General features: G+C 38.9%; 12 protein-coding genes. 7 read left to right on the plus strand and 5 right to left on the minus strand.

Going from position 1 to position 15,955, the window contains the following annotated elements:
* Positions 1-221 precede the first annotated feature (221 nt).
* Complete coding sequence (locus ACQ86H_RS01050) at positions 222-1,358, minus strand: hypothetical protein (RefSeq protein WP_431293574.1); 1,137 nt, start codon at positions 1,356-1,358, stop codon at positions 222-224.
* Between the two features lie 80 nt (positions 1,359-1,438).
* Between ACQ86H_RS01050 and ACQ86H_RS01055 the strand changes: the two genes are divergently transcribed.
* On the plus strand, positions 1,439-2,470 hold the full coding sequence (locus ACQ86H_RS01055) for a dipeptide epimerase (RefSeq protein ID WP_431293575.1): 1,032 nt from the start codon (positions 1,439-1,441) through the stop codon (positions 2,468-2,470).
* On the opposite strand, the gene ACQ86H_RS01060 is transcribed toward ACQ86H_RS01055, so the two are convergent.
* Together ACQ86H_RS01060 and ACQ86H_RS01065 are read right to left on the minus strand one after the other, a co-directional pair.
* Entirely contained in the window at positions 2,448-2,645 is a 198-nt protein-coding gene (locus tag ACQ86H_RS01060) for a DUF6358 family protein (RefSeq protein ID WP_090981088.1), read from the minus strand. The two genes, ACQ86H_RS01055 and ACQ86H_RS01060, sit on opposite strands and share 23 nt — an antisense overlap.
* A gap of 109 nt (positions 2,646-2,754) precedes the next feature.
* Positions 2,755-3,072 (minus strand): rhodanese-like domain-containing protein, encoded by a 318-nt coding sequence (locus tag ACQ86H_RS01065; protein WP_138819055.1) that lies wholly within the window; start codon positions 3,070-3,072, stop codon positions 2,755-2,757.
* A gap of 128 nt (positions 3,073-3,200) precedes the next feature.
* Here ACQ86H_RS01065 and ACQ86H_RS01070 point away from each other — a divergent pair, with 128 nt between their 5' ends.
* Positions 3,201-4,325 (plus strand): DUF4407 domain-containing protein, encoded by a 1,125-nt coding sequence (locus tag ACQ86H_RS01070; RefSeq protein WP_138819054.1) that lies wholly within the window; start codon positions 3,201-3,203, stop codon positions 4,323-4,325.
* A gap of 196 nt (positions 4,326-4,521) precedes the next feature.
* Positions 4,522-5,829 carry a M20/M25/M40 family metallo-hydrolase gene (locus ACQ86H_RS01075; RefSeq protein ID WP_431293576.1) on the plus strand — a complete coding sequence of 436 codons (1,308 nt, stop codon included), beginning with the start codon at positions 4,522-4,524 and terminating at the stop codon, positions 5,827-5,829.
* A gap of 671 nt (positions 5,830-6,500) precedes the next feature.
* Here ACQ86H_RS01075 and carB read toward each other — a convergent pair.
* Together carB and ACQ86H_RS01085 are read right to left on the minus strand one after the other, a co-directional pair.
* A complete protein-coding gene (gene carB, locus ACQ86H_RS01080) occupies positions 6,501-9,338 on the minus strand; it encodes a carbamoyl-phosphate synthase large subunit (RefSeq protein WP_138819052.1) in 2,838 nt (945 codons plus the stop codon).
* Positions 9,339-9,545: 207 nt separating this feature from the next.
* Positions 9,546-9,863, minus strand: coding sequence for a carboxypeptidase regulatory-like domain-containing protein (locus ACQ86H_RS01085; RefSeq protein ID WP_431293577.1), 318 nt, complete (start codon positions 9,861-9,863; stop codon positions 9,546-9,548).
* A 436-nt stretch (positions 9,864-10,299) separates the two neighbouring features.
* On the opposite strand from ACQ86H_RS01085, the gene ACQ86H_RS01090 reads away from it, so the two are divergent.
* From ACQ86H_RS01090 to ACQ86H_RS01105, 4 genes are all read left to right on the plus strand, one after another.
* Entirely contained in the window at positions 10,300-10,830 is a 531-nt protein-coding gene (locus ACQ86H_RS01090) for an AAA family ATPase (RefSeq protein WP_138819050.1), read from the plus strand.
* A gap of 661 nt (positions 10,831-11,491) precedes the next feature.
* Complete coding sequence (locus ACQ86H_RS01095) at positions 11,492-13,873, plus strand: TonB-dependent receptor (protein ID WP_431293578.1); 2,382 nt, start codon at positions 11,492-11,494, stop codon at positions 13,871-13,873.
* Positions 13,874-13,954: 81 nt separating this feature from the next.
* Complete coding sequence (locus tag ACQ86H_RS01100; protein ID WP_431293579.1) at positions 13,955-14,599, plus strand: thiamine phosphate synthase; 645 nt, start codon at positions 13,955-13,957, stop codon at positions 14,597-14,599.
* 58 nt (positions 14,600-14,657) lie between these two features.
* Complete coding sequence (locus ACQ86H_RS01105; protein WP_431293580.1) at positions 14,658-15,950, plus strand: hypothetical protein; 1,293 nt, start codon at positions 14,658-14,660, stop codon at positions 15,948-15,950.
* Positions 15,951-15,955: the final 5 nt, after the last annotated feature.

Below are 15,955 nucleotides of genomic sequence, written 5' to 3' on the forward strand. Positions count from 1 at the left end.
TGCAATATTAGCCATTATATTTTTAGGGCTAAACAATGATGTTTTATTTTAACGCAGGGATTACAACCACCTCACCCTATTTACGTGAATGGTATTGCAATGTTCAATTTATCCCTCTCCTGCAGGAGAGGGATGCACAGGTAGTGCGTAAAGCAGTTCCTTAAACAAAGGGGGGTGCTAACTCCCCTCCTTTTCAAGGAGGGGCCGGGGGTGGTTAAGTTTTAGTAATTATTATAATAATAACTGATATCGTCAACCAGCTGGGTATAAATCGGTTTGGTAAATTCTAAAAACAATGCACTTGGTGGTGGCGGTAGTTGTTCTTTTCTTCTGGTAATAGCCAATTGTTGTTTACTCAGGGCCCTGTCATCGCCCTTATAACTGGCCCAGCTATCTTTCCAAATATAAGTACCAGGGAATTTCTGTTGGCGTACCAATTTTTTTGTTTTCCAATCAGTAATGCTCATATCCAATAATCCTGATGACGAGATATTCTTTTCGAAAATACTTAAGGTGGCTTTTACTGTACCATAAACTGGTTTTTTATCGCGTGTTTCGCCGATTACCACGCTGTCGCGTTTTAACTTTTCAACCCTTTCTTTTACATAGGTTTGGCCTACCATAAAATCATCAAAGTTTAAGCTTAATACCTGGTCGGGAATAATTTTTTGATCTGTTGCCTGTGTTTCGCCATAAAATATCACAAACTTATTTCTCGAGTAATTTCCGATAAACTGATCAATCTGCTGCTGGAAATAATCGGCGCTTAATTTGTACATGCCGCTGTTTACAACAATTGGCTGTACCACAACCCTGGTTACTGCTGCCCAATAAGCATCCTCCATTTTGGCTTTGGTATCCTTATAATCGGGCTGAAGATTTACGACTTTCTCAAATTCATAATAGGCCTTCTTTGCTGCCTGACGGTTGTTTTCTCTTAAATATCCAAGGCCAGAGTTGTACCTGGCGGCGGCTGCATTATACTTGCTTTCTGCTAATTCACTGATGTATTTTGATGGACCTGGTACAACGGTTAAACAAGCTGGACAGCTATTGATGTCATCTGCCAATTGATTTATTTTTTGATAATCGTACATCACCGATTCCCACCTGAATAGATCGTTTGACATTTTCGCCTCCTCAATTTTCCGTAAATGATCCTTTAAAGCTAAATCGTAAGCCGTTTTTAGCACTTGCATGGCTTCGCTGTTTTTAGGTGAGTTTTGCAGCCTGCTCACCGATTTTTCAACAGAAGCATCGTAATCACCTTTTTGTAAGGCATTTTTCCCTGTGGTACATCCTCCAATAATTATTAAGGATAAATAAATAAAATACCGTAATCTTGAGCTGTTTTTCATGACAGTAGTAGTTGCGTTAATAAAACAAAGATAAATTTGTAAAGCGATAATTACCTTATTTATTTAGAAGACGATTGATAATGAAGATTAGTTGCAGGCAATTTGAATTAGAATTAAAATATCCTTTTTCGATCTCGAAATTTACCCGAACCAGTACACCTTTAATGTTATTAAAGATCGAACATGAAGGCGTTGTGGGTTATGGCGAAGCCTCTATGGTGCCATATATGGGCGAAAGCTACGAAAGTGCGGACAGTTTTCTTCAAATGGTAGACTGGGATAAAATCCAGTTTCCATTCAACTTTGGAGAAATTATTGCCTATCTAGATAGCCTTGCACCAGGTCAACCGGCCATTAAAGCAGCTATTGATATTGCGCTTAACGACATTCAAGGGAAACTTCTAAATAAACCCTGTTACGAAATTTATGAGGCCGACCCTGCAAAAATGCCGATAACTTCTTATACCATCGGGATTGATACCCCAGAAGTAATCCGCGAAAAACTGAAAGATGCCGAAGCTTTTAAAGTGATTAAGGTTAAATTGGGAAGGGATAACGACCAGGAAATTATCGAAACTATCCGCAGCATGACCAGCGTACCACTCTATGTAGATGCAAACCAGGGCTGGGCAGATAAGATAAAAGCGATTGACCTGATTTATTGGCTGCATCACCAAGGTGTGGTTCTGATTGAACAACCTATGGATAAAAATAATCTTGATGGAAATGCCTGGTTAACCGAGCGTAGCCCTATTCCATTACTTGCCGATGAAGCCGTACAGCGTTTAGCCGACATGGATAAACTGAAAGGCGCTTATCATGGTATTAATGTAAAACTGATGAAAAGCTGCGGAATGTACGAAGGGCATCAGATGATTTTAAAAGCCCGTTCTTTTGGAATGAAAGTGCTGATCGGTTGTATGAGCGAAACCAGTTGTGCTACTTTGGCTGCCGCTGCTCTGGCTCCCTTATGTAATTGGGCCGATTTAGATGGCCCATGGCTGACCAGGAATAACCCATTTACTGATCCGGCTTTTGAAAACGGGAAGTATATCTTAAAAAATCTGCCAGGTTTAGGCTTAGCGGATATTACTTCTGATCTTTTTCTTTAAAACTTTTTCTGATGTCTTTAGTAAGTTGATACTTAAAGTAAAACAAACAAGCCGTTGTGCCTACCAAAAAGCCAGCTGGAAGATATTTGTGATTATTGTAACACCAAACCAGTCCAAAAATAGAAAGTATAATGGCTAAGTTATAGAAGATGTTTAAAGCAAATTTTTTACCCACGGTGGAAAGATTGAATTAGAGAGTGATTGAATGACAGAATTATAAAATGAGTTTTGAATAAGCGTTATGCTATTAACAATCACTCATTCAAAACTCATTCATGCTATCATTAATATACTGGCATATTCGGGTCAAAAGCTTCTTGCCAAGCCAAAATACCGCCTTTTAAATTATAAAGATTTTCAAATCCGTATTGCTGCTCCAACTGCATTACTGCTGCAGCGCTTCTTTTTCCACTGCGGCACTGAATAATTACCGGTTTATCTTTAGCCACCTTATCAGCTTCAATTAAAATTCCACCTAAAGGGATATTCTCACCATCAAGATTGGAAACTTCATATTCGAATGTTTCACGAACATCAATTAGTTGAAAATCTTCTTTGTTATCGATTTTCTCTTTTAGTTCTTGTACCGATATTTCTTTCATTTTATAAAATGTATTTATGCAAATATAGGAAAATCAGCTTGACAGTCGCCATCAAAAAAATGCCATAAAATTTTGCTTAAAACTGTAACAACTGGAACTCTCAGGCGTTTAACTATAAATAGTTACAAATGGACAATCTGAACCGTTTCTTCTGGTTTTGTTCCGGCGCTCACATCCCGACACTGGAAAAATACCCTTCAGAACAAAATAAATATACCGGCATTGGTGCCACCATCTTTTTTACCGGCTTATTTGCCGCACTTTCTGGCGGTTATGCCATATATTTTGTATTTAAAGGCGATGACCTGGCCGTAGTTTTTGCCATTGTTTTCGGCTTTTTATGGGGAGCAGCCATCTTTAATATGGATCGGTACATCGTCTCCAGTATTAATAAAAGTGCCAGCACCAATAAACAATTATTACAGGCTACACCGCGTATTCTGTTGGCCATTATGATCGGTATGGTAATTTCGAGACCAATAGAGCTTAAAATTTTCGATAAAGAAATTAAAGAACGCCTAAAAGTGAGTTACTTAAATGGTCAACGTGCTAAAATCGATACCCTGAACAAAGCCTTCGAGAAAAAATATCAGGTTGAATTCGGTAGGTTAAATCAGCAGAAAGCCACCCGGGATTCACTTGAGAAAGGAATTAAAGCGGATAGGCAAAAGCTTAATTTTGAGATCTTCGGAAATAAAACCACCGAAACATCAGGTGTAATGGGCTATGGACCATACGCAAAACGCAAGGAAGCAGAGATTGCACAACGCACAGCAGAATTAGATTCGCTGAAAGCCAACATCAATAAATCAGAAGGTTTTGTAGATAAACGTAAAGAATTTGATGGACTTTTTACTGAGAAGCTATACACCAAAAAACAGTTAGACAGTTTATCGGATATTGCTGGCTTTGCTGATCGCAACTGGGCGCTGGGGCAACTTAAATTCAATGTAGATGGCACCCGGGATAACAATACCGCAATTGCGGTTACTTTTATCGGGCTGCTGTTTATCTTTTTTGAATGTTTACCTGTGTTTGTAAAACTGATGAGTGCCCGCGGACCTTATGACTACGCGATAGCGGATGGAGATGAGGTATCCATTTATCATTCGAAAAAGGATAAGGATTTTCATTTTGAGGTGGCCGATAATATTCACGAAACGAGGGTCGATTCCGAGTCGTCAAAGAAAAAAGAAATAATAAAAGGGAAAGCATACCGTGCTCTAGAAAAATACGATTGGGACGGAGAATAGTATGGATGATGGCTAGTGGAAGTCGTAGCGAATGGTTCATAGTTAGATGGACCATAGATCATGGCCAAAAGCGATACACTATAAACCACTAGGCTATTAATCATGAGCAACCAGACCATAAACCAATAAACTATCGACTACAAAACCTCAGAATTATCAACAAAAATCCTAAATTCACACCTCTATAACTTATTATATGAAGAAAATATTCCTCTTTACCCTTGTCGGGATGGCAAGTTTGCAGCTTAAAGCGCAAAACATTGATAAAATCATCACACGTGAGTACACCGATCACCTGATTAAAACTTTAAGTGCAGATGATATGCAGGGGCGTGCAACATTTACCCCAGGTATTGATAAAGCAGCAACATTTATCGAATCAGAATTTAAGAAAATCGGCCTGCAGCCCTTAGCAGGTGAAAAAACATTCCGCCAAACTTTTAACAAATACCAGGTTGCCAACCAAAGCACCAGCGTTAAAATAGACGGAAAGGAAATTGCACCAGAAAATATAATGGTTACCGGCGTTACCACAGAAAGTGTTACGCTTGATAAATCCAACACCACTGTTGTTAAATTAGATCCTGAAAAGCCTTTTGTAGCGCAGTTCAGAACCATGCTGAACACTAATAAAAACCAGATCGTTTTAGTCGACAATAAGTTTGCTGATCTTTTTAATCGTTATAAAGATCATTTCAGCAAACCTACAACGGTTGATGAAAAAGATGTAAAAGCAACCAACGGCGCTGTACAGGTTTTCGTTTTAGGTAAAGATGCCGCAACAGATTTTTCAGCAACTTTTAAAAGCAAGGTAACCCAAATGCCCTTGTTCAATGTTGCAGGTGTAATTCCAGGTAAATCAAAAGCGAAAGAAATTGTAATTTTCTCAGGTCATTATGATCACCTGGGATTTTTAAAACCGGTAGATGGTGATAGTATTGCTAACGGCGCTGATGATGACGCCTCGGGCACAACGGCGATGATTGCCCTGGCAAAATATTACAAAGCACAAAAAAATAACGAACGCACTTTAATCTTTGTTGCTTTTACTGCAGAAGAAATTGGCGGTTTTGGCGCAAGGTATTTCTCAGAAAAACTAAATCCTGATGATGTTGTAGCCATGTTCAACATCGAAATGATCGGCAAAGAATCTAAATTTGGAAAAAACACCGCTTTTATTACAGGTTACGAAAGATCGGATTTTGGGAAGATTTTACAGAAAAACTTAGCTGGAACCGAATTTACTTTCCATCCGGACCCATACCCCGATCAAAACTTATTTTATAGAAGTGACAATGCTACTTTAGCTGCTTTAGGCGTTCCGGCACATACCATTAGTACCGATAAAATTGATATTGATAAATTGTACCACAGCGTAAAAGACGAATATAGCTCTTTAGATGTAGAAAATATCCTTTCTACCATTAAAGCCATTGCCAAGAGTGCAACCAGCATTGTAAACGGAACAGATACACCAACGAGGATTCCGAAGTTGAAACAATAATAGCGGCTGTTATAAAACGGTCGTCATTCCCGCGCAGGCCTATCGTGTGGACACATCTCTTTTAGTTTACATTTGTTTTTAGCGTTGTTGTCTAGGTCAATCGTCATGCTGAATTTATTTCAGCATCTTTCCTGCTAATAACAAGCTTTGATATCTTAAAAACTATAATTTGGAAATAAATGTTGTTGTTTTTTCCGCTCTATGCCGCGGTGGCATGGTACTTTGGAGCACCAAAGTACCCAAAGCGCTTGGTCAATCCAGCAATGGGCCCTTTACACCATCTCACGCACATCAAAAAAACAGCGGCACGTTGTTTTGTGTTCAATACTATTTTGAGCTTTAATTCATGATTACGAACACAAAACCACTGCGTTTCAGGTTTGTTTGTGCCAATTGTAATGAACTACTCCTGTTTTTTTGATTCTCCTGGCCCTTGGGATTGACGGCGTTCTTCGGTAAAACCTGTAAATTTATTAAAGCAAGCTAGCAAAACGTATAAAAAACCCAAACCGAAAGATGTGTCCACACGATAGGCGCAGGCGGGAATCTTAATGCAATAAGCTTTAAGATTCCCAACTCGATTGGGAATGACGAGCCGCCAAATACAATATTATAAAAATGGCCAGTGATTTTCACTGGCCATTGCTATTTTATAAACCTTTGTAAGCAGATTACTTACTCAAATACATTGATTTGTCTTTGTAAAGCTTGCGGAAGTAAGGGTCTTCTAAATCTTTGATGAAACGGATGGCTTCACCTGTAGATTTCATTTCCGGACCTAATTCCTTTGTTACCTCCGGGAATTTTTCGTAAGAGAAAACCGGTTCTTTAATCGCGTAACCTTTAAGCTTGCGCTCGATGGTAAAATCTTTCAGTTTAGCTACGCCTAACATAATTTTAGCCGCAATGTTGATGTATGGAACATCGTAAGCTTTTGCGATGAACGGAACCGTACGCGATGCCCTGGGATTCGCTTCGATTACATATACTTTCTCATCTTTAATAGCAAACTGGATGTTCAGTAAACCACGTACATCTAACGCTTTTGCAATTTTAATGGAGTATTCTTCCATTGCTTTTGTTACCGTTTCGGATAAGCTGAATGTAGGTAATACTGCAAATGAATCTCCTGAGTGGATACCTGCTGGCTCAATGTGTTCCATCATACCTACAATGTGTACATCCTCACCGTCAGATATTGAATCAGATTCTGCTTCTTCTGCCCTATCCAAAAAGTGATCGATCAATACGCGGTTGCCCGGTAAATCACCTAATAATTTCACCACTGCTTTTTCAAGGTCTTCATCGTTAATTACGATACTCATACCCTGTCCACCCAGTACATAACTCGGACGAACCAATACCGGGTAACCTACCTCATTTGCAACAACAATGGCCTCCTCGGCATTTTCTGCAACACCATATTTTGGATAAGGGATGTCTAATTCTTTCAATAGATCAGAGAAACGGCCGCGGTCTTCGGCAATGTCCATGTTCTCGAAAGATGTTCCAATAATTTTGATGCCTTTTTCAGTTAATTTTTCTGCCATTTTCAGCGCGGTTTGACCACCCAGCTGGACAATTACACCTTCAGGTTTTTCTAAGTCGATAATTTCGCGAACATGTTCCCAGAAAACAGGCTCGAAGTATAATTTATCGGCCATGTTAAAGTCGGTAGAAACCGTTTCAGGGTTACAGTTAACCATGATAGCTTCGAAACCCGATTCTTTTGCAGCCAATAAACCATGTACACATGAATAATCGAATTCGATACCCTGACCAATACGGTTAGGTCCTGAACCCAAAACAATTACTTTTTTCCTGTCAGAAGGTTTTGATTCATTCTCTTCTTCGAAAGTAGAATAGTAATATGGTGTTTTGGCCGGAAACTCTGCAGCGCAGGTATCAACCATTTTATACACCCTGTTTATGCCTAAAGCTTTACGGCGATCGTAAACTTCATCTTCAGTAACATTGCCTAACAACCACGCGATCTGAATATCAGAGAAGCCTTTTTGCTTAAGGGTTACGAAGAAATCCTGAGGGATATTATTTAATGAGTATCTTTTCAGTTCAGTTTCAAGCAATACAAGCTCCTGAATCTGGTTTAAGAACCATTTATCAATTTTAGTAACCTTACGGATAGACTCCAAAGGCACACCCATTACCATGGCATCTTTTATTAAGAATAAACGGTTCCAAGAGGCATGCTCTAAACCGTCCATAATCTCTTCAATATTGCGAACCTGTCTGCCATCTGCACCTAAACCAGCGCGGTTGATCTCTAAACTCTGACAAGCTTTTTGTAATGCTTCGATAAAGGTACGGCCAATTGCCATTACCTCACCTACTGATTTCATCTGCAAGCCAAGCTCTTTGTTAGCGCCTTTAAATTTATCGAAGTTCCAGCGCGGTACCTTAACAATTACGTAATCTAAAGTAGGTTCGAAGTATGCTGAAGTTGTTTTGGTAATTTGATTTTCAATTTCATCCAAGTTGTATCCGATAGCCAGTTTAGCTGCAATTTTCGCAATCGGATAACCGGTTGCCTTACTTGCCAAAGCTGATGAACGTGATACACGTGGGTTAATTTCGATGGCGATAATCTCGTCATTTGCCGGATTAACTGAGAACTGAACATTACAGCCGCCGGCGAAGTTACCGATTGCACGCATCATTTTGATCGCCTGGTTACGCATATCCTGGTAACAACGATCAGATAAAGTCATCGCCGGAGCAACCGTGATTGAATCTCCCGTGTGGATCCCCATCGGATCGAAGTTTTCGATCGAACAAATAATGATTACGTTATCGTTGCTATCTCTTAGCAACTCTAACTCGTATTCTTTCCAGCCTAAAACAGCTTTCTCTACCAATACTTCGTGTGTTGGCGAAGCTTCTAAACCACGTTTTAGCGCAGCATCGAATTCCTCTTTTTTATGTACGAAACCACCGCCAGAACCACCTAAAGTATACGAAGGGCGGATTACCAATGGGTAGCCGATTTCTTGTGCAGCTTCTTTACCTTCTAAAAATGAGTTGGCAATTTTCGATTGTGCAACACCTACACCGATATCAACCATTAACTGGCGGAAAGCTTCACGGTTTTCGGTTTTTTCAATCGCGGCAACGTCTACACCAACCACTTTTACACCGTATTTTTCCCAAACACCACGTTCTTCGGCTTCTTTACAGAGGTTTAGTGCAGTTTGGCCTCCCATTGTAGGAAGTACGGCATCAATTCTAGGTAAATCTGCAGAGTCGATATGCTCTTGTAAAATAACCTCTATCGAATCAACGGTTAACGGACGCAGGTAAACATGGTCGCCGATAACCTTATCCGTCATAATAGTTGCCGGATTGGAGTTGATAATAGAAACGGTAATCCCTTCTTCTTTTAAAGAAAGCGCCGCTTGCGAACCTGAATAATCAAATTCACAGGCTTGGCCAATAATAATTGGTCCAGATCCGATAATCAGTACTGAGCGTATGGAAGTGTCTTTAGGCATGATAAAGCTTAAACAATAATTAAAATTCTAAAGTGTTGAACCCGAAGGTGAAGAAGCAAGAAGGTATTATGCTTATAAGAAGAAAAATCCCAACTGTTCTGTCGGGATGCAAAGATACATCATTAGATATGATTTTAAGGCGTTTTTTTAAAATAAAAAAGAGCCCTATTTAAGCGCTCTTTTTAGATTTTTCTTTTGAAAAATGAGCTACTGTTGTAATTTAATTTCGCCTAAATCTGTTGTCGCGCTATCTTTTACGGCAACCTTTTCTATTACTGCATCTTTATATGGTGCATTGCCTTTTACCACTACTGTATAAACACCTTCTTTAAGGTTTGTAAAAGTAAAAATACCTTGATTAATCTGTGCATTTAGCGTGTCTTTCGCTGCTACAAGCGAAACTGTAGAAGCCGCATCACCTGGCGTAATTTTCCCGATTATTCCACCTGATTTAATAGGAGTAAAGGCAATTGAACCTAAAGCAAGTACAATCAGTAGCGATAATACAATACACAATTTTTTCATGGTATAACGATTTAGTTGCTTAATGTCTTAAATACATAACAGCGTTTAGTACATATAGTTTTAAATAATGAACACTATTTTTCTGATTGTACTATAAATTATACACGAATGTAAAATGAAAATGTGTATTTTTGTTAAAACTGTTAATTAGTGTTAAAACTATTTTGAAAAAGTGGCCCTATTGGTCAGAATTACGTCACGAAGTTGCGATGATCAAAATATTGGCAATAATGTTGTAATAAGCAGAGCATATACGCGTTTTGTATATACTTTAGACAATGATCTAAAGCTTCCTCCGCGGATTAGTTACCCGCCATGAGGATTTCTTCATAAATAGTTTGTTTGGTTTATTATCCGGTTAGAGGAGCCCTCCTCAGCCGGATTTTTTCTTTTAAGGCTTTTTCTGTTACATTTGAACGTATTCAGAAAATGTATCGTGAATAAGAACATAAAAAAGATTGCTATTGTTGGCCCGGAAAGTACGGGAAAATCTACTATATCCCAGGAGCTGGCTAAACACTACAAAGTTTCATGGGTGCCTGAATATGCCCGTTACTATTGCGAAAACCTGGTTGCCGACTATACACTACAAGATGAGGTGAATATGTACTACGGACAGGTAGCTTTAGAGGATGCAGTTTTAGCGATTGCTGAAAGTGATTTCATTATTTGTGATACTACTTTTATTACGGTAAAGATATGGAGTGATGAAGTACTTGGTGAAACACCTCAGGTTGTATTGGATGCACTACCCCAAAAACCATACGACCTGTATCTGTTAATGGATATTGATTTGCCATGGCAGGATGATCCGCTGCGCGATTTTCCGGAGAAACGCGAATATTTTATGCAGGTTTGGCATAACGAACTCCATTCCTTAAATGCAAATTACAAAGTAGTTGGCGGCTTGGGTGATGAAAGGGTAGCAAATGCTGTTAGAGCCATTGATGATTTTTTAAGCAGGTAGGAGGCTTATATTTTTTTGGAAATGATTGTCAGTAGCTTTTGGCTGCCGGCAGTCCCGCCATTCGCTTTACTTCACCCGATGAAAAATCGGGATTCGTGTTCGCTCCTGTCAGGTTTATTGAACAAAGGTTTGTTACCCTTGCGCCAGAACACTCCACACAAGAGAAGTCCCGAGGAACGTTTGATGATCATCCATTAATATTTCTACCGGACTGGCCACCTAAACCTGATTGAAGTGGAAAGCCCACAGCACAGCGAGGACTTGGAACGTAAAGCGGGACTAAAAGTGCCAAACGTGCAGAACCTGTCGTTTTCTAAACCTAAAAGGGATAAAATTCATCCTTATTAAGCAGTTTTTAGATTTATCTAACTCAGAAGGCATCAAAAAACGTGCATATTATTAAATATTTTCTACATTTGTGCCATCATTAGGGGTGCCTTGTTTAAATGACACAAAAACAGGCTGAGATCATACCCATTTTGAGGTAAAAGGTAGAGGGTAAAAAGGAAGAGGGTAAATCCCATCAGCCTTAAAACCTTCCAGCCATCAGCCTCGAATGCACCTGATCCGGGTAATGCCGGCGTAGGGATTGGAGTTATGGAAGTTTAACTGAAATCGGGGAAGCCCCTTTTTCCGATGGGTTTAACTAAAAACAAAAACATTGAAAAATTTACTTTTTGCAGCGCTTGTTGCAATGTTGCCTTGCTTTGCATCGGCGCAAATTACTGTTACCGGTAAAGTAACAGATCAAAACCAGCAGCCGCTTCCGGGTGCTACGGTTAAATTAAGAAATCAAAAAACAGCTGTGGTGGGTGATGCTTCAGGAAATTACAGCATCGCAAATCTGACTAACGGAAAGTATACTCTTGTAGTAAGCTATGTAGGCTATAAATCAGAAGAAAAGACCGTAGACCTTAAAGAGGCTACAACATTGAATTTCACATTGATTCAGCAAAACTTTTTGGCAGATGAAGTTGTGGTAAGCGCAACAAGGGCTTCTAAAAATTCAGCAACGACTTTTCGTAATTTAGATAAAGCAGAGTTGGCTAAAAATAATTTAGGCCAGGATCTTCCATATTTATTAAATCAAACACCATCTGTGGTCGTAAGTTCTGATGGTGGAACGGGAATTGGTTATACCGGAATGCGGATTCGGGGTAGTGATGCTACTCGAATTAACGTAACCTTAAACGGAATTCCGCTTAATGATGCAGAAAGTCAGGGAAGTTTTTTTATCAATTTACCAGATTTAGCATCGTCGGTTGATAATATCCAGATCCAGCGTGGGGTGGGTACGTCAACAAATGGCGCAGGTGCATTTGGAGGCAGTTTAAACATCCAGACCACCACCCGTAGAGATTCTGCTTATGCAGAACTGAACAATACCTATGGTTCTTATAATACCTGGAAAAATACGGTAAGTGTAGGAACAGGCTTAATTAATAATAAATTTACATTTGATGGCCGCTTATCACGAATAAAATCTGATGGTTATGTAGACCGGGCATCATCAAATCTAAAATCTTTCTTTGTTTCTGGTGCTTATTATGGTAAAAAAGACATTCTTCGTGCCAATGTTTTTAGTGGGACTGAAAAAACCTACCAGGCTTGGAATGGTATAAGCCAGGAGGCATTGGAAACTGATCGCACACATAATGATTTCACTTATGATAACCAGACAGACAATTATCAACAAGACCATTATCAGTTATTTTATACCAGAAACATTAATAGCCAATTAGTTGCCAACGCAGCCCTGCATTATACCTATGGAAGAGGCTACTATGAAGAGTTTGTTAAAAATGATAGTTTAAAATTTTATAAAATAAATCCTGTTGTAGTTGGTACCGAACAGAAAGAAACATCTGACCTTGTTCGCCGCTTATGGTTGGATAATGATTTTTATGGGGTTACTTACTCCTTAAGCTATACTCCAAAAAACAACTTAAACTTTGTTCTGGGTGGTGCTTACAATGAATATAAAGGAAGGCATTTTGATGAGGTAATCTGGGCACAATTTGCCAATTATGATGGCAGCGAATCTATCCGCCACCGATATAATGATAATGATGCTTTCAAATCTGATTTCAATATTTTTGGCAGGGCAAATTATCAGATTGATCAATTTAATTTATTTGCCGATCTTCAATACAGACGGGTTTACTATTCTTATTTTGGAATAGATCCGAACGGAACGCCTGCACAACAAAATGCAACCTTAGATTTTTTCAATCCAAAAGCAGGTTTAACCTATAATTTTAACGATAAAAGCAATGTTTATGCATCAGTTGCTGTTGGGAATAAGGAGCCCAATAGAAGAGATTTTACAGATTCAGATATTAACAGCAGACCTAAACCGGAACATTTAACAGATGTAGAGGCCGGTTATCGCACTCAGTTTTCTGCCATTTCTTTTGGCATAAACGGTTTTGCAATGTTTTATAAAGATCAGCTGATCAATACCGGAAAATTAAATGATGTTGGGGGACAGACACGCCAAAATGTTCCCGATAGTTACCGGGCAGGTATAGAGTTTGATGGAAAATGGCAAATTCTTAAAAACCTTTCGTGGGCTGCAACTGCAACTTTAAGTAGAAACAAGATCAAAAATTTTGAAGAATATATTTATGATGAAGACCCCAAAGCAGTTAATCCGGTAGTGGTTAACAATTATAAAAATACCACCATTGCTTTTTCGCCATCAATTATTGCTTCCAGTGAAATCAATTACAATGTATTAAAAAATGCAAGTTTAGCTTTGTTAACTAAATATGTGGGCAAGCAATACCTGGATAATACTTCTGCTGATAGCCGCACACTATCGAGTTTTTTTGTTAATGATATTCGTTTAAGCTATAACACATCGTTTGCGGCTGTGAAAAATATTGGCTTGAGCTTGCTCATCAATAACGTATTCAGTACTTTATATGAAAGCAATGGAGGTACCTATCCATACCTTTTTGGTGGCGATTTGAGCCGTTCCAATTATTATTATCCTCAGGCTACCCGTAACTTTTTACTAAGTTTGAATGTTAAATTTTAATCTGTCATTCAGAGTTGACAACTTTTAGGCAATTAGCCTGTTTAGGTTGTCAACTCTTATTGCCCATAGTAACAAATTAGCATGAAATATATCGAAAAGCTTCATTACATCACACACGATACCCCACATTTAAGCCATATTGAACAGGTGCAACAAGCCTGTGAGGCCGGTGCAAAATGGATCCAGTACCGTTGTCTGAGTAAGAGTGATGAAGCACTTTTACAGGATATTAATGCGATAGCCGAAATTTGTGATGACTGGGGCACCACCTTAATTGTTACTGATCATGTTCATTTAAATGGAAAGGCTGATATCCAGGGATTTCATATCGAAGATATGGACGCCGATTTTATAAAACTGCGCAAACTGGTTGGCCATGATATTACACTGGGAGGATCGGCGAATACTGTAGACAATTTAGTCAGGCTTGCAAAAGAAGGTGCAGATTATGCCGGTTATGGTCCATTTGCAGAAACTGAAACCAAACCCAACAATTACGCGCATTTAGGTATTGAGGGCTATCAGTATATGGTAAAAGAATTGAAAACTCAGGCCATCAGCATTCCGGTATTGGCTGTGGGTGGGATAAAAACATACGATGTGGAAGCTTTAATGCAAACCGGTATTTATGGCATAGCCGTTTCCGGAGCCATTAATTTTGCTGACGATTTTATTGAAGCCTATCAGGATTTTTACACATTAGTTAAAGAAAGCGCTGTTAATTAACATTTTATAATTTGAAGCCCATGGGATAATATTTAGCTTTGGATAAACCGAACAAAATATGTCTGAAAACGCTCTTCAAAACAATACGCCCTGGAATATTTATAAAAAAATTTCCTTCAGGTTCTTTTTCCTCCTCTTGTCTCTTTTCATCATCTTGAATAACAATGGAGCCTTTACGTTCCTGTCAAGTGTGCTGCAGTTGCCTAACCTGGTATTGCACGATCTTATTCCCTGGTTCTCTAAACACATTATCCACTATAATTACGATTTTACAATCTACACCAATGGCAGCGGCGATACCTCTTATGATTGGGTATTGCTACTCTTTATATTTTTGGTATCGGTAATTGGTAGTATCATCTGGTCAGTTTTAGACCGCAAACGCAAAAGCTATAATACAGCTTATTACTGGCTTGTGGTACTGGTAAGATTTTATTTAGCCTTTACCTTGATATTATATGGCGCTATAAAAGTAATCAAACTCCAGTTTCCTGATCCTTCATTAATGAGGTTGCTTCAACCTTTCGGAAATGCATCGCCAATGGGGCTTGCATGGACCTTCCTCGGCTTTTCTAAAGGCTACAATATTTTTATGGGTATTATAGAAGTTTCTGCCATCATGCTTTTGTTCCGTAGAACGGTTGTTGTGGGTGCTTTTCTATCATTGGCCGCAACAGCGCACGTAATGTCGATGAATTATTTTTTTGACGTTCCTGTAAAACTACTCTCAACCGCACTGGTGGTGATGTGTGTTTTTATTTTGGCCCCACATTTCTTAAAACTATATCGCTTCTTTATCAGATATGAAAGCCAGCAGCTCGAAAAAATGTACCGTCCGGCTTTTAGAAAGAAATGGCTCTACTTTGCGGCTTATGGTGCAAAATATCTATACATTACGGCTTCTCTGGCATTCCTGGTATCGTCATTAATTGAACAGAGAAAAACTTATGGTAGTGCGGCACCCAAACCATTTATGTATGGTATTTATGATGTTGAAAGCATGAAGGTTAAAGGTGAAACCTTGGCGCCTTTAACTACTGATAGTACGCGATGGAGACAGATGATTATTAATTATTCAGGATATGCAAGGATAAAGAAGATGAACGACAGTTCCGCTAATTTCACTACTGTTTTTGATCAGAAGAAAAAAGAACTGGTACTAAAATCAACGGATAAAGACTCGACTAAATATGTTTTAAACTATAATATTATTGGAAAAGACAGGCTGATGCTTTCGGGCCTGACAGAGAAAGATTCTATATCGGTAAGTTTTAAGCGAAAAGACCTTAAAGATTTTAAGCTCATCAACAGGGGTTTCCATTGGGTGAGTGAATATCCATACAATCGTTAATCATT

The organism is Pedobacter sp. P26, assembly GCF_050632135.1.
Lineage (GTDB): Bacteria > Bacteroidota > Bacteroidia > Sphingobacteriales > Sphingobacteriaceae > Pedobacter.

What these genes read in the sequence shown, in the direction of transcription:
- carB (WP_138819052.1), bottom strand. Translation starts at nt 9,338, where the DNA reads ATGCCTAAAGACACTTCCATACGCTCAGTACTGATTATCGGATCTGGA.
- ACQ86H_RS01105 (WP_431293580.1), top strand. Translation starts at nt 14,658, where the DNA reads ATGTCTGAAAACGCTCTTCAAAACAATACGCCCTGGAATATTTATAAA.
- ACQ86H_RS01085 (WP_431293577.1), bottom strand. Translation starts at nt 9,863, where the DNA reads ATGAAAAAATTGTGTATTGTATTATCGCTACTGATTGTACTTGCTTTA.
- ACQ86H_RS01065 (WP_138819055.1), bottom strand. Translation starts at nt 3,072, where the DNA reads ATGAAAGAAATATCGGTACAAGAACTAAAAGAGAAAATCGATAACAAA.
- ACQ86H_RS01070 (WP_138819054.1), top strand. Translation starts at nt 3,201, where the DNA reads ATGGACAATCTGAACCGTTTCTTCTGGTTTTGTTCCGGCGCTCACATC.
- ACQ86H_RS01100 (WP_431293579.1), top strand. Translation starts at nt 13,955, where the DNA reads ATGAAATATATCGAAAAGCTTCATTACATCACACACGATACCCCACAT.
- ACQ86H_RS01055 (WP_431293575.1), top strand. Translation starts at nt 1,439, where the DNA reads ATGAAGATTAGTTGCAGGCAATTTGAATTAGAATTAAAATATCCTTTT.
- ACQ86H_RS01050 (WP_431293574.1), bottom strand. Translation starts at nt 1,358, where the DNA reads ATGAAAAACAGCTCAAGATTACGGTATTTTATTTATTTATCCTTAATA.
- ACQ86H_RS01075 (WP_431293576.1), top strand. Translation starts at nt 4,522, where the DNA reads ATGAAGAAAATATTCCTCTTTACCCTTGTCGGGATGGCAAGTTTGCAG.